Genomic DNA, 19,093 nt, shown 5'->3' on the forward strand with positions numbered 1-19,093 from the left:
GGGCGGTTCAACCAGGTCGCCGGGTTCCATGCCGCCTGTTTTTGCGTCCAGTTCATCAATACCGGTCATCAGTGTCCTGGATTTCTCCTGTCCCTGATTCCGGCATTCAACACGCTCAACCACTTCCGGAAGCACATCATCAATATGTACCGGCTGAATAGCGCCCTTTTCCGTCGACAATGAGGCCATCATGTTCTGCGCATCCTTCAGAGCATCTTCAGCCGCTTCACAGGTATGCGCATCACGTAATTTCTGCAGCGCCTCATTCAGCGTTTTTTCTGCATCGCGCAATGCCGCATTGCGCCGCAACGCTGCAACATAGTGCTCCAGTGAAGACTTCACCCAGGTTTTGCGCCCGGTATCAGTAATCACCGGGGCAAGTTCCGGCATCTCATTACACAACAGCACAGGGTCAATCACGCCTGAAACACGGGCCTGTCTGCAGATGCCTGTGTAGATATCCCGATACGCTCGTACAGAAAAAACGTCTGCCGGCAATGTGGCCAGAATATCCATCACTTCATGATCTGCCCCACGCAGAAAGAACGCGCCAATGACAGCGCCTTCCAGATCATCGTTACGCCAGACTGGTGTTGTCATGCAGCCACACCTCTGATACGAGAACGATAGCTGGGCCAGTTAAACGACAACCAGTTGCGTCCCCCGTCTGTGATCCTGTCGGCAATGCGGGGGCTGATGAACGCCCACAACTCTTCCGGTGAAAGGTTGCTGATCAGGATGGTGGGCAAGATACTTTCGTACCTGGCATTGATAATTTCCTGCAAAATAGCCATTTCAGCCACGCTACCAAACTGAACGCCGACTTCGTCGATGATCAGCAAATCCAGTGACGCATAATACTCAATAACTTCATCCGCTGTTTTTTCGCTGTCATTCCGCCAGCAGTTTTTCACAGCACGGGTAAGGCGCATCACGTCGATGATCTCCACACTGGCCAGATAGTTACGGATGATGTGTTTTGCCATTGATACCGCCAGATGATTTTTCCCGGTACCGCAACTGCCGGTCATAACAAGACTGGTACCGTTCTCCAGCATATCTGGCCAGTTCTCCGCATAGCGACGACAGGCCGCAAGATTTCTGGCTGCGTCAGGATTAACCTCCAGATAATTATCAAACTCACAGTCCCGAAAACGCAGGGCTATTCCGGCGTTATCAGTCAGCTCTTCCGCCTTGAGGGACGACAGCTCCATGGTCAAATCGTTGGCCTCTGCGATCAAGCAGTCAGGGCAGCATGAAATTTTTTCTCTGTCCTCGCCATTACGATCACTCCACACCAGTATATGCGTGCTGTATTTACCGTGTTTTTCGCAATATCCGCGACCTTCACGCATCAGGCAGGAACGATAAGGCCATGGCTTTTCGCTCTTCTGAGCAAATGCAATCTCTGCCCGTAACTCATCCATTCGCGCCTGTAGTCTTTTTTGTTGTTCACGAAGGTTAAACGTCATCATCGCTGTCACCTCAGAATGTCAGTTTGTCACTGGATTTACCGAATTTGTCAGACATGGCTCCCAGGCCAGACAGGACATCGACCTGTCGCTGTCGCCCACCTCCGGGAGCGGCTGGTTGTTGCCAGAAGTCTTCGAAGTGACGATCGGGGCCAAAGAACGTCGCTGCCTGCTTCACGAACTGTGTGCCGGTATTTCCTGTAGCACGTACCCAGGCGGCATAGCGTTTCACGCCATCAAGCATGGTTTCGGGTGTCACACCTTCCCTGATACGGGCTTTCCAGGCTTTGAAAGCAGCTGACTTGGAATTGCCACCAGCACGTTTGGGATATTCCTGCCAGGCCTGTTCAAATTCCGGTGAATATTCCTGTCGGGCAGAACGTGCTGGTGCAGACGCGTCAGCGGATGCGCCAATAGTGTTTTTACTCTCTGTAGTATTCTCTGAAGTAATCTCTGTTGTATTCTCTGTAAGATCGAAATTGGTTTTCCCTTCTCCGCGGCGAGGGGTTTCCCGTGTCCGCGGTGAAGGCTTTCCCTCCTCCGCGAAATTGGGTTTTACAGTTTCCCGAAAACGGGTTTCCCCATTTCGGGAAAACTGATTGTTTTCATTGATAATTTCATTAAGGCGCTCACAATCTATACGGTAGAACATTTTGTGCTCAAGACGCTTGTTGGTTTCAACCAAAATGCCTCTGGACACAAGATGCTTACGCGCTACAGCCTGTTGTTCAAATGTAAGCCCGGTTTCGTGTTGTATCTCTTCACGCGTTTTATGTACGCCTTCCGCTGCATGTGCTTTATCCTGCCAGTAAAAAATCTGACCAAAGAAAATAACAGCGTGCGGACTTCCCATGTATTTAACGAGCCCAGGGTAATAAGCAACCGGATGTCCAAAATCGAGCAGAAGATCAGACGGACGCATAGCCACCTCCCAGGCGTTTAAACATTTTTCCGGACTGAAACGCCACCAGCGGATAACTCAGGGTATGAGTACGTCTCTGAACCTGGCAGACAACCTTCTGGCTTTCTGTATTGACCAGGCAAACCCGCAGAACGTGACCGTTGCTGGTGGTGAACCACTGCCCCACACGGGGGCAACGGTTGTATCGGTGATACAGGGAATTAACGACGCGGCGAATCATGGGCGCACCTCCCGTTGATTACAGCGGAAAGCAGTGTGAGTCAGGCTGGTTTCGGCCTCATGGAATGCTTCAATGCAGCTCTCGTAGTACCGCATTGTGCGCAGACTTAACCCAAGCTGAAGCATCATCAGACCATCAAGAGTTATGTAATAACCACGCAAAGAATCGCCATAAAGGTGATAAGTGCCGGGTATGAAATTACGGGTGAAAAACTCGCGCGAGCAGTTCAGATACTCGATTTTGTCGACAATGTTCTGGTGCATGCGCTTGAAATGGCAGGCAACATGCAGGGAGAAAATAACGGCCTTACCGTTGACGGTCTCAATTTTGAGGAATGGGTGAGTAGTGGTGGTAGTCATGGAGACAGCCCCTTGTGTGTGTGCTTTACAGCTACCACCCACGGATGCGAAACCATGATTGGTGGCAGCCCAGACAGGATTCGCATTACCGGACACACAAGGGAAAACCGGCGCTTCCGAAGAAGCTCCCATCTGAGCCGCCATTGAATAGACGTGCGTAGACAAAAAAACACGCTTATGGCGTGTCAGCCCTGTGTGATGTTTCGGGATGCGAAGCCCGGTTGCTGGATTTACAGCAACGCGAGAAATATAACCCGGAACACCAGCAAGGCGCAATAGTTTGAGATATTCGAAAAGTGACAGCGTAACAGCCTTGCCGTTGACGATCTCAATTTTGAGGAACGGGTGAGTAGTGGTGGTAGTCATGGTGACAGCCCCTATGTTGAATTCAATGAACTCACCACCAAGGCTTTCCACGACCATATAGGTGGTGAGACGTACAGGGGTGGAAATACCGGTCAACATAGAACCCGGCCCAACCGAAGTTGGCCCTGCACGCCCCACCATAATTTGGGCGTAACGATGCTCATGACACGAAAAAACCGCATGAGCGCGGTTGTGCTCTATATTGAATTTCGGGTTTCCACGCCCGGCACCCGCTTTATAAGGTGCAGAGACAGTGTAACGTCCCGAAATTGCAGAATCAATATGTTGGCGAATCATGGGCGCACCTCCCATTGATTACGACGGAAAACAGTGTGATTCAGGTTGGTTTCCGCCTCATGGAATGCTTCAATACAGCTCTCGTAGTACCGCATTGTGCGCAGACTTAACCCAAGCTGAAGCATCATCAGGCCATCAAGGGTGATGTAATAACCACGCAGGGAGTCACCATAGACGTGATAAGTACCCGGTATGAAATTGCGGGTAAAAAATTCTCGCGAGCAGTTCAGGTACTCGATTTTGTCGACGATGTTCTGGTGCATTCGCTTGAAATGGCAGGCAACATGCAGGGAGAAAATAACGGCCTTGCCGTTGACGACTTCGATTTTCAGGTATGGGGAAGTTGGGACTGTAGCCATGATGGCAGCCTCCGATAACAGTGAATTACCTTCACCACCGGAAACGCCAATTTCGCTGGTGGTGAACTGAACGGGGTTGGCGTAACCGGCGTTATCGGAAACCGGCGCACCTTTCGGTGCCCCCGCCCAGCCCACCATAATTTGGGTGTGCGCAGACGCAGACGATAAAAAAGACGCTGGTGCGTCATATATCGCCGATAACATTTCCAAGACGCCAATCCCGGCACCCGCTTTATAAGGTGCAGAGACAGTGTAACGTCCCGAAATTGCAGAATCAATATGTTGGTTGCGGATCATTTTGTACCTACTCGCCGTCAATCCGCGTTTTCGCGCTGGTTCCAGTCATGAACAGCACGTTCTTTCGAATCAGGAATCTGGTTTGCGTTACAGCAAGTACATGCGACGTAATAACCATCATCGCCATCCAGAAAATATTTCACCTCAATGAGTTGTACTTCCGGATTTCCGCAGAACGGGCAAGGTTTCAGATCGACATCACCAGTTACACATGTCTTGGTTTGCATCATTTGCTCTCCTGTAAAAGATTCGCGAGCTCAGTGTTATGGGTAAATTGCCCATCCCATGTTTTCTTCATAGGTAGTTCGCCGTTCAGATAATGGCGATATAACCAGGCGGCACCTTTTTTCTTCAGGAGTGGTTTGAAAATCTCGCGCATTTCCCCGTTTTCCTGCTCAACCTGCCCAGAACGCTCAGTCAGGTATTGGTCACGTGCATACGCTTTTACACGCCAGCGCGGATACATAGCCTCCGGACGGTCGTCATACAGCCAGTTACGCTCTTCAAGGAACGCATTAATCTGACGAGTGTTTACACCGTTGAGCTGTTTGCAGAACTGCACAGGAGTGATGCCATCGGCGAGATGGCTTTCGAGTTTGCTGATGTAGCGAGCCTGACGCTCTGCATACCCGAGAGCAAGGCGTTCGGATTTTTTGGCTTCAATCCACGCTTCAGCAGCAGCGATCGGATCGTCAAAGTCTGGAATAGTGTTTGAAGAAGGCGTTGCTTTACGAAAATACGCCTGCTCCATTTTTTCGAAGAACGACCAGGCCTCGTCTGTATCGACGATTTTTGACATGCGGGCAGCGCCGCGTTCTGTCCAGAGGACAAGTGATGTTGTATGTTTATTAACCGACTCGCTAAAAGATAGTCGGAAAGATTTCAGCTCATCACCGCTGATTTTGAAAAAGTGTTTACCCTCAACGAAACGATCTTCGTTTCGAATGTAGTTCTGTTGTATACGGATTGGCGTTGTTCCATATCCCGCCGCCAACGTTTCGGTGGTAACTACACGTACTCCCTGCCACTCAATAACTGGCAAGTTTTCAGGGTTGACTAATTTTTGTTTATTGATCATCATGAAATCCCCTTACTAATCAGAATAAGTCGGGCTGACGGAGTGCGGCCCGGCTTTTCTTTTTTCGTTCAGTAACCGTTCATCGCGTGGACATTTCTGATGAATCACTCTGCCCATCTTCCGTGCGCGCTAGGCTTAGATTTGAAATTTTGCGTAACGAATCAGGAATTCCATCTTCAGGGTGAGGATAAAGATCTGGCCTTAAGCCATGTGGCGTGACCTTCCATGCAACTACTTCACATACGCGTAAAACGAAACGAGCAGGAATTGTGTTTTTTGAAAACCACTGATTCACCGCTTGCGGCGTCACACCAAGATTTCGCGCTATGGCATTTTGCGCAATTAATGCACGAAGTTTGTCGTAATCATTTCCTTTCATAACAAAGCACCAATATTAACTTTATAAATCAAGAATACATCAAGTTTAAATTAACATGCAAGTTGCAAAAGGATCGAATACACTAAAATCAAGTAAAGATTTATCCTTGTAAAGAAACCCACAGGATTTGGTCATGAAGAACGTCAAAAACACGGAAAATCGAATAGCCGCGATGCTGAAAGCAAAAGGATGGACTCAGGCTCAACTGGCCCGCAAGTTAGGTGTGAGTGCGCAATCAGTGCAGTACTGGACAACAGGAAAAACATTTCCACGGAGTGATAAGCTCGCGCATTTATCCGAGATTAGCGGTTATCCACAATCCTGGTTCTTAGGTGAAGACTCCTCACCAACCTTTTCCTCGCAAGAGAAACACCAGACAAGAACAGATAGCGTCGTGTTTAATGTCCTTGATGTTGAGTTTAGTTGCGGTGATGGAACTCATGTCCGTGGTGACTTGATAGATGTAGTGCGCTCAATAGAACTTGATCCTGAATATGCCCGACGCCTTGTTGGAAATCGGGCATTCAAAAATATAGAAATAGGTAACGCCAGAGGAGACAGTATGGCTCCCACAATCTCACCTGGCGACCTTCTTTTTCTTGATAAGACAGTAACTTATTTTGATGGCGATGGCATTTATGCATTTTGTTTTGATGGAGAATGCTACGTGAAAAGACTTCAAAAAATTGGAAGCAAAATCATGGTGTTATCTGATAACCCCAATTATCAACCATGGAGCATCGAAAAAGAGGGGTTAGCTCTGCTTTATATCCAGTCTAAAGTGATCTCATCAGTACCATTCAATATAAACAGATTTGGGTAGTCTTTGATTTTAACGGGCTTTGCCCGTTTTTTTCTGCCTAAAACACACGATATCAATTTTTTCTTGACAGCCTATTTCTCGAAGCATAATATCGCACCATCAATTATAACTTGATTAAATTCAATTTAAAATTGTTGGTGGGTATATGAAGACACTAAAAGCAACTCCAGAAACAACTAATTTTATCAACTGCGGCTGTGTTACGCTTGAAGGCTTAGAACTTGATTCCTTTGCATTAAATATTGCCAATTTGCTAAGTGCTGTACGCACATTCCATCTTTTGGATTGTGCTCGTTCAAAGGAACTGGGCATTGAGGTAATGGAATTTATCCATGAATATGCTCTATCTGCGGCTTCTCCTGCACAACAAAAACAATCCTTCCCTAAAAGCTGGCTGGTTAACCTTCGCACCCAACGCGAAGCCTGCGGCTTAACAACCGCCGAACTCGCCAGGCTGCTCGATCTCGATGAAGAAATCATCATCCAGTGGGAGAGCGGAGAGTATGAACCAACTCTCAGTATGCTTATCCCACTGGCAAATATTCTTGGCTGCGATCCGATGTGGCTGTTAACTGGCGAGGTTACTCCTCCGGAGCAACCAAAAAGTGAGGAGCAGCAACACCATGACGCATCTCAACAAGTTTGCTCCTTATCTCGCGAAGCTCTTCTACGGAAGAACCAATACCAATGGTGACATAATCGCCGCTTCGCCCCTCAAGGTACATGCGAACATTTTTATCAATCATTGCGGAAACAGTCTCAATATGAAAACACTTCTGAGACTCGCTATATAGCAGAACATATAAGTCAGCTGAGGAAGCCATGAAAAAGTTCGAAAACATAACTGTTCTCCATGTTGATGACTTTGATTATACAAACCCGGAACTTCTCCCGGAGGTTGTAAAGGCAATAGATGTTGCCGATATAGTGATTAGAGGAAAGAGAATTGTCAAAAACAGGCTCGCATGCACTTCAGGAGCAATGACAGAAACAACCTCACAACAAGATGATTATGAAGGCATTTGTCTGGAGCCGGACTCATTTGCGGTAAATGTTTATCATTTATTACATGCAACACAGGTATTACATATGTCCAGTAATCACGAAACAAAAGTACTTGGCAGCGAAATTCTGAATTTTGCATGTGAATATGCAAAAGCTGCTGCCGAAAAAGAATTAGCGCAATAACAACAAATATGCCATGACCGTTTATTACGGTTTTATCGCCGGAGATTGTTGCAACCTTTATTCATAGAGGTAACTCAGTTATGACTTTCCTGAAAAATAAGGCATCGTATAAAACTGCCTGCCTCATTGCACAACATGGAGATTCTTATCTTCATATAGCCAACCTGTATTTGCGCAAAGCATATGGGAGATAAATAAATGAAAGAAAAACAACAGAACATAACACATGAAAAAGTAAGAGTGTTGTTGACCATTGAAAATGGGAAAGTGATTTACTCAAAACATCTGTCGGATGATGAATTCGTTGGCTGCATGGATACATTTCTGTGGATGGTAAAAAGAGCGGGTTACACGATTATTCCACCAGCAAAGGAACAAACATTATGAATTATTCAGAGTTCCAACCAGAAGTTACGCCACATGGCATAAAAATTGGCAATACAACCATTGATTATGTTGAGGCCGTACAGCAACTTAATGATGGTGAATTCGATAATCCATACTGGCACGGTTTAAGAATCATGCAATGTCTTGCCGAAGCTGATGATGCCGGATTGCTGGGAAGATTTTCAGTCGATCTGAAGGTTGCCCAGTGGCGCTGGCTGTATGTGGCGAAATTTATCAGTGAAGAGGAAGACAAGAACGGCACCATTGATATCCCTAACGATAACGGAACTACAGATCGCGCAGTTATTTATAAGGGGAAGCATGGTTGCATGAGTATATACCCAGGGCCACTTCGCATTGCCCTGCAAAACCATGTCGAATGGGGATTCATTGAAAAATATGGCGAAGCTGAAGGCATGGGGCGAGTTCTGTTTCTCTATCAAAAAATGCTCATCGCAGATCCTGATAATGGCTTCATTGTATCTGCTATGGGACGAGAAGGGCTTGAACTTCTTCTGGATGAAATGATTAACGACCTAAATACTCATGGTATGCCAGAAGCGCCAGTGACACATTAAATATTAAGAAGAAAATAATTCTTCCGTTTTTTACTAACCGTTCATATGAAAAGCAACCGTGAATTAAACAGAGTAAAACTGATTTTAATCCTTGCCACAGTGCTGACACTAACAGAAATCATTATTCTCTTTATTGCGCTGTCAGTCGGTTAAAAATATCGGGATACCACAGACCAATGAGACTGTATTTCACAATAGTAATTTTACTGGCAATTATCGCATGCATTTACGGATTACTTGTTCCGTTCCTTATATCCATGAAGGATACGATAGCAGTTATTTCTGGCTTTGCACTGGCGTTTCTGACCCCGCCCTGCATTTATGCCATTTACAAGGGTCTTTCTTTCACTAAGGATAAAAGATGAAAAAAATTATTTTTGCTTTAGCCATTATTCTGCCGACTATTGGCCTTGTCGGTTGCGATCGCGTTGAACCAGGTAATGTTGGCATCAAGGTAAATAAACTGGGCGACGACAAAGGCGTCGGTGAGGTGGTAGGTGTTGGTCGCTACTGGACTGGCTGGAATACTGAAGTTTACATCTTCCCCACCTTCAAGCAAATGAAGACCTACGATGAACCGTTCAGTTTCCAGATGAGTGACGGTACAACCATCGGCTATCACATCGGCGTGGCCTACAAAGTTGATCCATCCAAAGTTACCACGGTGTTTCAGACCTACCGCAAAGGCGTGGACGACATTACCGACACTGACCTGCGCCAGAAGATCGCCGATGCACTCAACCGACTGGCCAGCAAAATGACCACTGACAAATTTATCGACGGCGGCAAGTCTAAGCTGCTGGATGAAGCTCTTAAAGACATTCAGGCAGAGATGACACCTATCGGTATTCAGGTAATGAGCCTCTCATATGTGGGTAAGCCGGAGTACCCGTCAACCGTTATCGACAGCATTAATGCCAAAGTCACGGCGAACCAGAAAACACTGCAGCGCGAGCAGGAAGTTAAACAGCGCGAAGCGGAAGCCAACATGTTGCGCGCGGAAGCTGCCGGACAGGCTGATGCAATTCGCACAAAAGCCCAGGCTGAAGCCGATGCTATTCGTTTACGCGGTGAAGCTCTGCGCCAGAACCCCGAAGTTATGGAACTGGAAGCCATCAATAAATGGAACGGCACACTGCCGCAATACATGACCAGCGGTGCTAATACACCATTTATCCAGGTTAAATAACTTATATGCCCGGCAGAACGCCGGACTAAGGAAAAAGCAGATGAATACCCAGAATACTCAACCGCAAATAATGAACTATGACCCGAATCTGACGTTGTGCGGACGCATGGCAAAACAAACCGTTCGATTAACTTTCGGGCTATGGGAATACCGCGAAACATTCGAAGTTACTGTCGGTGGCAACCTGACCGGACTCGATGTTATCAGTTGCGCTATTGAAAGCCTGTACGCAACGCTGCCTTATGAAGAAGTCGAGGATGAGCGTACAGGGGAAACAGATATCATGGCCACCATTAATATTGGCGAACTGACATGTCAGGATGAAGACCTGTCCGGAGAGCTCTGGCTTGCCGGGATGCTTATCTCAGCAGAAATTATCAGTATTGAACCCGCTATAAACATACGGCTCTGAAGTTCTCACTATTCAGAGAGCAGGAGAAAAAATGTTCGCTTTGATTAATCAGGGACAACTGTATACCGACAGTGCCGGTTACCCGATAAAAATTATTCGCTGCATAAATAACACTGTGTTGTACAGAAGAATGGATGGGCGAACACAGTCGGTAAAAATAAACGATTTTAATGAACTGTTTGAACGACTCGATCACCAGGAATACCGACAAATTCTGGCAGAAACAGAACAGGAAACGCATCTGAAAAAATTACGGGCCATGAAAAGGAAGTAAAGAATGAATAAAGCATTTGAACGATGGGTCCACCAGCGTTACGGCAATCGCTATGACCTGACATGAGATGTTGACGGTTTCTACTGTCGTGAAATTGTGAAACGAATGTTTGAAGTGTGGTGCCACTGCCGTGGGCTGAATGTTGTATGAGGTGAACTGTGGGGCTGGATTGCGTACCTATATCAACCTACTGCCGCAACGCAGGAGAAACGGTTGATGCCGTTAACAAACGGATACAAAGAGGAATATGGAAAGAAGGGGTACATGTATTAAAAGTCGACGGAGTTAAAGAACGTTGGGTCGACTTAATGGAGATTACAAAATGGGCAAGAAAGAACAAGGATCATTATCACTCCCTAGAGGAGTAACTATTCGCCAGCATAAAACTGGTAGCACTCTGATTATCACTTTTACATATAAAGGGGTTCTGTGTCGGGAGCCCCTCTCCAGAATGGAAGTAAACGCGCGCGGTGTGAAGTACGCCGAGCGTCTGCTGGGAGAAATAAAAAATAGACTGGCCCCCTGAATCTCCAGACAACCAGTATCACTTAAATAAGTGATAGTCTTAATACTAGTTTTTAGACTAGTCATTGGAGAACAGATGATTGATGTCTTAGGGCCGGAGAAACGCAGACGGCGTACCACACAGGAAAAGATCGCAATTGTTCAGCAGAGCTTTGAACCGGGGATGACGGTCTCCCTCGTTGCCCGGCAACATGGTGTAGCAGCCAGCCAGTTATTTCTCTGGCGTAAGCAATACCAGGAAGGAAGTCTTACTGCTGTCGCCGCCGGAGAACAGGTTGTTCCTGCCTCTGAACTTGCTGCCGCCATGAAGCAGATTAAAGAACTCCAGCGCCTGCTCGGCAAGAAAACGATGGAAAATGAACTCCTCAAAGAAGCCGTTGAATATGGACGGGCAAAAAAGTGGATAGCGCACGCGCCCTTATTGCCCGGGGATGGGGAGTAAGCTTAGTCAGCCGTTGTCTCCGGGTGTCGCGTGCGCAGTTGCACGTCATTCTCAGACGAACCGATGACTGGATGGATGGCCGCCGCAGTCGTCACACTGATGATACGGATGTGCTTCTCCGTATACACCATGTTATCGGAGAGCTGCCCACGTATGGTTATCGTCGGGTATGGGCGCTGCTTCGCAGACAGGCAGAACTTGATGGTATGCCTGCGATCAATGCCAAACGTGTTTACCGGATCATGCGCCAGAATGCGCTGTTGCTTGAGCGAAAACCTGCTGTACCGCCATCGAAACGGGCACATACAGGCAGAGTGGCCGTGAAAGAAAGCAATCAGCGATGGTGCTCTGACGGGTTCGAGTTCTGCTGTGATAACGGAGAGAGACTGCGTGTCACGTTCGCGCTGGACTGCTGTGATCGTGAGGCACTGCACTGGGCGGTCACTACCGGCGGCTTCAACAGTGAAACAGTACAGGACGTCATGCTGGGAGCGGTGGAACGCCGCTTCGGCAACGATCTTCCGTCGTCTCCAGTGGAGTGGCTGACGGATAATGGTTCATGCTACCGGGCTAATGAAACACGCCAGTTCGCCCGGATGTTGGGACTTGAACCGAAGAACACGGCGGTGCGGAGTCCGGAGAGTAACGGAATAGCAGAGAGCTTCGTGAAAACGATAAAGCGTGACTACATCAGTATCATGCCCAAACCAGACGGGTTAACGGCAGCAAAGAACCTTGCAGAGGCGTTCGAGCATTATAACGAATGGCATCCGCATAGTGCGCTGGGTTATCGCTCGCCACGGGAATATCTGCGGCAGCAGGCTTGTAATGGGTTAAGTGATAACAGATGTCTGGAAATATAGGGGCAAATCCAAAAAATCAGATTATCGATGGTACCTTCGAATATGCAAAATACTTCCCCAACTCCCAAAAGCTGGAGTTGTTCGGGGGAGTGAAAAAAAACAAAAATATAAAATCTTACCTGGATGAATACCTGATTATCTGCCAGAACCGTAACCTGTCACCATCGACAATTAGAGGTTATGAAAAATGCCTGTCGGCGCTGTCAGCATTGCATAAATTTCATGTATCAGAACTGACACCTGCAGTACTAAAAAACTGGATCGCCAGCAGAAAAACAAAACTGAAAACTATCCGCAATAATCTTTCATTCCTGCGCAGCGCCATAGATGAAGCGGTGACCGATGGTTTGTTAACAATAAATCCTGTCACGCTAGTCAGCGCCAGCCGGTATCACGTATTGGACAACACACCAGGCAGTGATGATTACGAGGTCGATCCTTTTACACCAGCGGAGACGGCAGCAATCTATGACGCCTGTCATTACCCGGAATGGCGAAATCTGTTTCGCTTTGCCTTTAATACCGGACTGCGCAGCTCAGAATTGTGCGCGTTGCGCTGGACGGATATAGACTTCATCGGCAACACCGCGCATGTTCAAACTGCAAGCGTAGTCGGGGTAATCAAAAGCACCAAAACAAAAGCCGGCACCCGCAAAGTGCAACTGAACAGCGAAGCGCTGGCGGCTCTTCAGGCACAAAAGCCCTACACGGCGCTAAAAAGCGACTTTATATTCAGCGATCCGAAAACTCGCGCCCCTTGGGCAAATGCGGACGCGATCCGAAAAAAAGCCTGGGTGCCAACCCTTAAAAAGGCTGGTGTACGCTATCGCAATCCGTACCAGACACGCCACACGTTCGCCACTCGGCACATTAGCCAGGGCGTTAACCTGTTCTGGCTTGCTGGTCAGATGGGGCATAAAGGACCGGAAATGTTGTTCAGACATTACGGCTCTTACCTTGCAGAATACGATGGAAAAACGGCGATTTCTGCAACCCCGTGACGGCAAAATATTTCAAAATGTTGTACAGAATCAGGACGTTACAGGGACAACAATATGTACGTAAAATGCACATAATTCATTGTTTGAAAAAATAAATCGTTCATATTCAATAAATTGGATTAATCACGATCACGGGTTCAACTCCCGCCAGCTCCACCAATCATGATTGAACGGTGTAAGGACAACACCAACAAAAACAGGAAGTTAGAAGTCTCAGCAAGACACCGACCAGACGGTGAGGAGACATAAAAGGATACGCAAAGGAGCCGCGGCTCCTGGTGATATGAAAGCCCACAGATGTGGGCTTTTTCGTTGATGGTCAGAACGACCAGTTCACACCAGCCACCGCGTTCCACGGGGATTCCACACCGGCACCATGGCTATACCCCACCCCGAGATGCCCGCTTAACGAACTGCTGAATGAGGCTTTAATACCTGCCTGGTATATTCCACGTCTGCCCGACAAATCATTGACAAAATTACCGTCATTATTCACTTTCACCCGGTTATCATCGACAAATTCTTTGCGCACAGCCGCCTTCAGCCACGGCTCAACTTCCATGCCGTTCCCCAGACGCATGTTGTAACTCAGCGTTGCGCCCAGTTCACGATATATACTGCGGGTATCGACTGATTTCGATTCCATACCATTGGATAAATGATATTCGGGGTTGTCAGCGGTGAACCCCGTTAACGATGCATACGGCGTCAGGTTCCAGTTACCATCGGTAAATCGCATCCCGGTTTCAATGTGACCGCCCAGCCCGTTGCTGCGATAACTGCCGTTGGCGGCTCCACCGCTGCTCATTTTACCGGCTACGTTACTTTCAAAGCGGTTCAGCTTCACGATACCGTCCAGATAGAAACCACTTTCATGTTCCCAGCTGACATAGCCCCCCAGAGAATAACTGCCCACACTGCCATGTCCTCCACGATCAAAACCGATATGTGAATGGGAATAACCCATAAAAGCGCCCAGCGTCGCAATCCCCTCAGGAATACCATTACGGCTATCGATCCCCACCGTCATTCCGGTCAGCGTCTGCTCAAACCCGGCACCCGCATCGGTGGTGACATTATTACGGGTGTTATACGTCGTCCCCCAGACATTATTGTTGTGTGGACTCGCTTTCATTATGTTCAACCGCTCGCGAATACTGTTTAGCTCAGCATCAAAGACCAACGGTAATGTTGCTGCCATATTGAGTACGGCTGCCGTAGAAGGCGTGATGCGTTTCTCCGGGACGGGTGTCGGCGTTGGATCGGGAGTCGGGTCTGGTTTCGGATCCGGTTTTGGGTCTGGTTTTGGATCCGGTTTCGGATTTGGGTTGGGGTCCGGGTTGGGTTTGACATCATTGGTCAGGTTCCAGTTGCTGTTGCCGTCGCTTTTCAGGACATACTCATAGGTCCCAAGATCAACGAAACCGCCGGTATTACCCAGCGTAAACGAAGCATCCCCTCCCCCTGTTTTCACCAGCGTCATCGCGTCGTCAGACTGAGGGCTGACGCCGGTATCCTGAACAAAGATTTTAAAATTGCCAGTGGCGTTGTTGTTGACGACCAGTTGATCGCCCCGGGAGCCTGCAACGTTGGTATGCAGGTAGAAATTACCGCTGCCGGAAAGTTCACTGGTGGTCAGCGTATTGTAGATACCGTTAGTTGTGGCAGGCGCTGCTGTTTGTGCTGATAAATAAACATCACCGTCGTTGAGGAGCAAACTGTTTACTCTATATTCGCAGTTGCTGGTGCCTGCACAGGAATTATTGCTGTTAAGCCAGACACTGCCCCGGCTGGCAGCCGTCAGGTCGGCAAGCGTCGTATCGACGCCATTTCCGATAGTTAATGTCGCGCTATCGGTAATCCGGACCACCCCTTCAAGTTTAACTGGCGTAACATTATCCCGTGGCGCCATTAACGACAGGCTTCCTGTCGCTCCACTGACCGATGCATCCGCCAGCGTACCTGCGTAGACGATTGCCGTCCCGCCAGCGACCTGTAGATCTTCTGCCCGGGCCAGAGCCTGAAACTCATCTTTTGACCGACCAAGGGTATATTGCCCACCGGAATTAACCTTTGTGGCGAAGTCCTGACCCAGGTTTTGCATTGCCCCACCGTTGCCAACCGTGGAATCGCGAGCTTCGGTACCTGCTAATACCAATAAATTACCGCCATTTTCCAGCAGCACATTGGTCGCTAAATTTCCGGCAATGGAAAAGGTGCCGTACTGGTGAGTACCGCTGATTTCAATACCGTTAGCCGTGCTCGTCTGGAGAGCGGCACCGCTGTTCTGGATGATATCTGTCGCTTTGCCATTATCGTTGACTGTCAGCGTACCGCCTTCATTAATCGTTGTTTTTACTGCCTCACCGTTAGCCGAAACTGTTTGTATTCCGCCGTCGTTAATCGTTGTCTCAGTCGCCACACCCTCGACGATTTGTTCACCGCCGGTAAGCATCGTGCCAGTCGCAGTGGCTTTTGTTTTGACGATCTCCCGTCCGCCCGCATTGACCTGTGTTTTGGCGGAAGTGGTGTCTGACTCCACGGTTAACACGCCGCCATTTGCCAGCAGGATATTGTTCGCCGCATCCTGCTCGATGCTGAACGCGACGCCATCAGCGCGTGTCCCTGTGACCCGCGTCGCCCTGGTGGTTGCCACCAACGCGCCCTGGCTACTCTGCTGTATCCCCGTAGCGCTGCCTTTCTCCCGCACATCGAGTGTGCCGCCGTCATTAAGTACCGAGTTTTCAGCCAGACCGCCCTCATTAACTACCTGTGAACCGCCATTAATAATGGAACCTTCCGTTGTCCCGTTTGCCATAATTTGTTGTAGGCCAGAGACGATATCGGTATTGATCGCCTTACCATAATTCTGAACGGTTTGCGTGCCGCCTTTGATGTGCGTTTTATCTGTTGACCCACCATCAACAATTTGTTCACCACTTTCGATATTTGCCTCAGTGGCTAAACCATATACCGTTTGCTTGCCACCTTTGATATTTGCTTTATCAGAAGTGGCACTGGCATATATTGTTTGGGTGCCCGCACTATTGAGTACAGTGCCAACATCTTTTCCATAAACATCCATTTTGCCGTTGGCATTAATAATCGTATCAACTGCCCGGGAACCAGTAACGACTGTTAATGAGCCAGCGTTTTCCAGCACTACATTTTTAGCTTCTGAATTCCTGATGTAGAAAGCATCACCATAACTGTTGGTTCCTTCGATAAGTGTTCCGGAAGTCGTGGAAGCAATCAATGCGCCGCCGGATTGTTGCTCAACATGCTTAGCCTCACCACCGTCCTGAACCTCCAGAACGCCACCATTATTAAGTCTGGTGGTATCTGTTTTAGCCTCCTTCTGGACAATCAGCTTACCGCCAGCATCAACGGTAGTATTTTTCGCCGTGGTTTTAGCCACTACCGTCAGTTCGCCGGTATTTTCCAGCACAACATAATTAGCCTCCCCTCCGGTAATAGTGAAGTGAGAGAGCTTGTTGTATCCTTCAATATCAGTCCCTGCGCCCGTGTTGGCAACTAAAGCACTGCCCGTCTCCTGGTTAACCCCATGTGCGATACCACCGGTATAGACAATCAGCGAGCCTCCGACGCTAATATTGCTGCCAGTTGCCGTACCATCTTTCTCAACAACCTGCCGGCTCCCGGAGGAGATATTTGTCGTGTCAGCTTTCCCGCCGCTCTTGATATTTTGTGTTCCGCTGTTGATATTGGTTCCCGTGGCAATACCATGATTATTTATATTCTGTGTGCCACCATTAATTATGGTATTGGTCGCGTTTCCGGCAACATCCATAACGCCGCCATTATCTATTCGGGTCGCATCAGCTTTAGCATTCGTTAAAACTGACATTGTTCCTTTATCTTTAATAATCGTCTTATTTGCCGAACCATATACGTCTAAATGACCACCGTTTTCCAGCAACACATTGTCTGCCACGTTATTGTGAATAGAGAATGCCCCTTCACTATTCGTACCGCTCACCGTCGACCAGTCAGTCATTGCTTTTAAAGCCGCGCCATCGTGCTGAGTAACATTTGTTGCCATACCACCTCTAACATCAAGCACGCCACCGGAATAAATTTCAATAACATCCGAGGTGCTGGTGTTATCAACAATTTGCGTCCCACCAGAATAGATCTGAGTATTTTTTGCCGTTGACTTACTATTCAGAGACTGAGTTCCGCCTTCAATCGTGGTGAACATAGCCTGGCTGTTATTTAATTGTTGCGTTCCTCCACTCTTAATGGTGGTTATTTCTGCGGTACTTGAATCGACAACCTGTAGACCACCATATATTGTGGTGTTCAGCGCATGGCTCTTAACTGTTCTTTGCTCGCCTCCATTCTTAATGGTAGTATTTTCTACACTGCTTGAGTCCACATACTGCCACCCCCCATCTATTGTTGTGTTCGTTGCCAGACTTCCTTGCGTAATCTCCTGATACCCGGACATATTTATCGTCGTACCGTCAACACGCCCCTGACTCGATACTGACTGGCTCCCACCATTAATTATTGTTCCATTCGCAGTTCCCCCCATTACTGTTGAACGACCGCTTATTATCGTTGTTGCATTACTGGTACCACCTGCATAAACATACTGACTGCCACTCTGGATTATCGTCCCTGTGGAAATTCCCCCGTCCAGAATTGTCTGGCTGCCACCGTTAATGACTGTATTATTGGCCTGCCCCTGATGAGTACCATTGGCTGATACATATTGACGGCCACCAGATTCAATAATACTTCCATTAGATACCCCGCCATAAACATCCTGATAACCGTGGTTGATAATATGAGTGTTATTTGTTGTACCTCGTTCATCCACTCTTTGGACGCCATCTACAGTCTCATCGTTTACCACGCCAATAACGGTTGAAGTAAAAGCTGCCATCCCTGGTGGGGCATATATCAAAGCAGATATCAATAAGGAAAGTACTGAACGGCGAAAATAATAGCGACTGGTCCTGTTCATAAATTTCATCCTCTGAAAAGTGAATACTGAGTAGCGGGTAAGCGACCTTAGCTCTGCTGCAACATCGGCCCACAGGCACCAGACCAGGGGATTCATCCTTAAGAGACAGCGCAAGTGTATTGTGTTCACCGCTCATCAAAGACATCATGATGAAATGATGATATTCCGCATAAGAAAGAGGCATTTTTTAAACGCAGTGCGCTGAAGTGTGGTTGGATAAAAAAGTCAATCTATTCAGGAAATACGGGCGTATTCTTTTCTTTCGACATTGAAGCCGTCGGAAAAATAAAATGATTTACATAATCGTTTCTGATGAATATCTTCTGCTCACATAAAAATCACGCAATAATATTGAGATTGCAGATTGTTTTACTTTTACAGCTTTCGTCCACCCATTGTTGGGCAAATATTGGTAGAGTCAGAGCACGAAAGTTAATACCACGTTCTCACAGCTCCTCCAACAGCACGGCAAGATGCCGCATACTGCGCCCCAGTCGGTTTAGTTTACAGACTACCAGTACGTCCCCTACCGATAATGTCCTGAGCCGTTTGTTCTGTCCGGGCCTGCTGCCACGGTTATGCGCTGAAGTGGTAACTCTGAGCACGCAGTTCATCAGTCAGGCGTGGTACACCGTAACCCTATTATTGATGGGTAATATCAAAAAAACT

Annotated in this window: 21 protein-coding genes and 5 pseudogenes; 14 read left to right on the top strand and 12 right to left on the bottom strand. The window is 47.8% G+C overall.

Annotation, left to right across the window (positions count from 1 at the left end):
* Window positions 1-9: 9 nt before the first annotated feature.
* The 9 genes and pseudogenes from QUF14_RS16880 to QUF14_RS16920 form a co-directional block, all read right to left on the bottom strand.
* Window positions 10-600, bottom strand: a pseudogene (locus tag QUF14_RS16880) (DnaB-like helicase N-terminal domain-containing protein); the annotation flags it as partial.
* On the bottom strand, window positions 597-1,475 hold the full coding sequence (locus QUF14_RS16885) for an ATP-binding protein (RefSeq protein WP_000988192.1): 879 nt from the start codon (window positions 1,473-1,475) through the stop codon (window positions 597-599). The pseudogene QUF14_RS16880 and the gene QUF14_RS16885, both read right to left, overlap by 4 nt.
* A gap of 10 nt (window positions 1,476-1,485) precedes the next feature.
* Window positions 1,486-2,394, bottom strand: a complete 909-nt coding sequence (locus QUF14_RS16890) for an LvrA C-terminal domain-related protein (protein ID WP_001247834.1) — start codon at window positions 2,392-2,394, stop codon at window positions 1,486-1,488.
* Window positions 2,381-2,614, bottom strand: coding sequence for a hypothetical protein (locus tag QUF14_RS16895; RefSeq protein ID WP_000621232.1), 234 nt, complete (start codon window positions 2,612-2,614; stop codon window positions 2,381-2,383). The genes QUF14_RS16890 and QUF14_RS16895 overlap by 14 nt, the downstream gene beginning before the upstream one ends.
* The gene (locus tag QUF14_RS16900) at window positions 2,611-3,636 is read right to left on the bottom strand and encodes an ash family protein (RefSeq protein ID WP_100733674.1); all 1,026 of its coding nucleotides are present in this window, start codon (window positions 3,634-3,636) and stop codon (window positions 2,611-2,613) included. The genes QUF14_RS16895 and QUF14_RS16900 overlap by 4 nt, the downstream gene beginning before the upstream one ends.
* Window positions 3,633-4,292 (bottom strand): ash family protein, encoded by a 660-nt coding sequence (locus tag QUF14_RS16905; RefSeq protein ID WP_100733675.1) that lies wholly within the window; start codon window positions 4,290-4,292, stop codon window positions 3,633-3,635. The genes QUF14_RS16900 and QUF14_RS16905 overlap by 4 nt, the downstream gene beginning before the upstream one ends.
* A 17-nt stretch (window positions 4,293-4,309) precedes the next feature.
* Complete coding sequence (locus QUF14_RS16910; protein ID WP_000983808.1) at window positions 4,310-4,522, bottom strand: Lar family restriction alleviation protein; 213 nt, start codon at window positions 4,520-4,522, stop codon at window positions 4,310-4,312.
* Window positions 4,519-5,373, bottom strand: coding sequence for an ORF6N domain-containing protein (locus QUF14_RS16915; RefSeq protein ID WP_000973322.1), 855 nt, complete (start codon window positions 5,371-5,373; stop codon window positions 4,519-4,521). The genes QUF14_RS16910 and QUF14_RS16915 overlap by 4 nt, the downstream gene beginning before the upstream one ends.
* A 76-nt stretch (window positions 5,374-5,449) precedes the next feature.
* Window positions 5,450-5,749 (bottom strand): transcriptional regulator, encoded by a 300-nt coding sequence (locus QUF14_RS16920; RefSeq protein WP_000677967.1) that lies wholly within the window; start codon window positions 5,747-5,749, stop codon window positions 5,450-5,452.
* 133 nt (window positions 5,750-5,882) lie between these two features.
* Here QUF14_RS16920 and QUF14_RS16925 point away from each other — a divergent pair, with 133 nt between their 5' ends.
* The 14 genes and pseudogenes from QUF14_RS16925 to QUF14_RS16990 all read left to right on the top strand — a co-directional run bounded on the left by QUF14_RS16925 (window position 5,883) and on the right by QUF14_RS16990 (window position 13,431).
* The gene (locus QUF14_RS16925; protein WP_000800136.1) at window positions 5,883-6,572 is read left to right on the top strand and encodes an XRE family transcriptional regulator; all 690 of its coding nucleotides are present in this window, start codon (window positions 5,883-5,885) and stop codon (window positions 6,570-6,572) included.
* A 145-nt stretch (window positions 6,573-6,717) separates the two neighbouring features.
* Entirely contained in the window at window positions 6,718-7,266 is a 549-nt protein-coding gene (locus QUF14_RS16930; RefSeq protein ID WP_032287411.1) for a helix-turn-helix domain-containing protein, read from the top strand.
* Between the two features lie 287 nt (window positions 7,267-7,553).
* Window positions 7,554-7,760 (top strand): hypothetical protein, encoded by a 207-nt coding sequence (locus tag QUF14_RS16935; protein WP_000141091.1) that lies wholly within the window; start codon window positions 7,554-7,556, stop codon window positions 7,758-7,760.
* 198 nt (window positions 7,761-7,958) lie between these two features.
* The gene (locus QUF14_RS16940) at window positions 7,959-8,147 is read left to right on the top strand and encodes a hypothetical protein (RefSeq protein WP_000660643.1); all 189 of its coding nucleotides are present in this window, start codon (window positions 7,959-7,961) and stop codon (window positions 8,145-8,147) included.
* On the top strand, window positions 8,144-8,725 hold the full coding sequence (locus tag QUF14_RS16945; RefSeq protein WP_001364484.1) for a hypothetical protein: 582 nt from the start codon (window positions 8,144-8,146) through the stop codon (window positions 8,723-8,725). The genes QUF14_RS16940 and QUF14_RS16945 overlap by 4 nt, the downstream gene beginning before the upstream one ends.
* Window positions 8,726-8,901: 176 nt before the next feature.
* Window positions 8,902-9,090 carry a hypothetical protein gene (locus QUF14_RS16950; RefSeq protein WP_001242070.1) on the top strand — a complete coding sequence of 63 codons (189 nt, stop codon included), beginning with the start codon at window positions 8,902-8,904 and terminating at the stop codon, window positions 9,088-9,090.
* On the top strand, window positions 9,087-9,914 hold the full coding sequence (locus tag QUF14_RS16955; RefSeq protein ID WP_000720004.1) for an SPFH domain-containing protein: 828 nt from the start codon (window positions 9,087-9,089) through the stop codon (window positions 9,912-9,914). Before QUF14_RS16950 ends, QUF14_RS16955 begins: the two co-directional genes overlap by 4 nt.
* Before the next feature lie 40 nt (window positions 9,915-9,954).
* A complete protein-coding gene (locus tag QUF14_RS16960) occupies window positions 9,955-10,326 on the top strand; it encodes a DUF5406 family protein (protein WP_001364479.1) in 372 nt (123 codons plus the stop codon).
* Between the two features lie 31 nt (window positions 10,327-10,357).
* Window positions 10,358-10,600: a DUF4222 domain-containing protein gene (locus QUF14_RS16965; protein WP_000457706.1), complete on the top strand. Its 243-nt coding sequence runs from the start codon at window positions 10,358-10,360 to the stop codon at window positions 10,598-10,600.
* Window positions 10,601-10,603: 3 nt separating this feature from the next.
* A pseudogene (locus tag QUF14_RS16970) lies at window positions 10,604-10,750 on the top strand (hypothetical protein).
* An 8-nt stretch (window positions 10,751-10,758) separates the two neighbouring features.
* The gene (locus QUF14_RS16975; RefSeq protein WP_071533262.1) at window positions 10,759-10,968 is read left to right on the top strand and encodes an excisionase; all 210 of its coding nucleotides are present in this window, start codon (window positions 10,759-10,761) and stop codon (window positions 10,966-10,968) included.
* Window positions 10,923-11,120, top strand: a pseudogene (locus tag QUF14_RS16980) (Arm DNA-binding domain-containing protein); the annotation flags it as partial. The gene QUF14_RS16975 and the pseudogene QUF14_RS16980, both read left to right, overlap by 46 nt.
* 81 nt (window positions 11,121-11,201) lie before the next feature.
* Window positions 11,202-12,430 (top strand): IS3-like element IS2 family transposase gene (locus QUF14_RS16985; RefSeq protein WP_097494069.1). Its coding sequence is split into 2 segments (ribosomal slippage): window positions 11,202-11,517 and window positions 11,517-12,430, totalling 1,230 coding nucleotides; the frame shifts between segments, so codons are not numbered across the junction.
* Complete coding sequence (locus tag QUF14_RS16990; protein ID WP_249822568.1) at window positions 12,415-13,431, top strand: site-specific integrase; 1,017 nt, start codon at window positions 12,415-12,417, stop codon at window positions 13,429-13,431. Before QUF14_RS16985 ends, QUF14_RS16990 begins: the two co-directional genes overlap by 16 nt.
* A gap of 319 nt (window positions 13,432-13,750) precedes the next feature.
* On the opposite strand, the gene QUF14_RS16995 is transcribed toward QUF14_RS16990, so the two are convergent.
* The 3 genes and pseudogenes from QUF14_RS16995 to QUF14_RS17005 all read right to left on the bottom strand — a co-directional run.
* Window positions 13,751-18,424 (bottom strand): AIDA repeat-containing protein, encoded by a 4,674-nt coding sequence (locus tag QUF14_RS16995; RefSeq protein ID WP_286333072.1) that lies wholly within the window; start codon window positions 18,422-18,424, stop codon window positions 13,751-13,753.
* A gap of 67 nt (window positions 18,425-18,491) precedes the next feature.
* Window positions 18,492-18,608, bottom strand: a pseudogene (locus QUF14_RS17000) (ATPase); the annotation flags it as partial.
* A 265-nt stretch (window positions 18,609-18,873) separates the two neighbouring features.
* Window positions 18,874-19,038 (bottom strand): annotated as a pseudogene (locus tag QUF14_RS17005) (recombinase family protein); the annotation flags it as partial.
* Window positions 19,039-19,093 lie beyond the last annotated feature (55 nt).

The sequence above is a fragment of the Escherichia sp. HH091_1A genome, assembly GCF_030295175.1.
Lineage (GTDB): Bacteria > Pseudomonadota > Gammaproteobacteria > Enterobacterales > Enterobacteriaceae > Escherichia > Escherichia coli_F.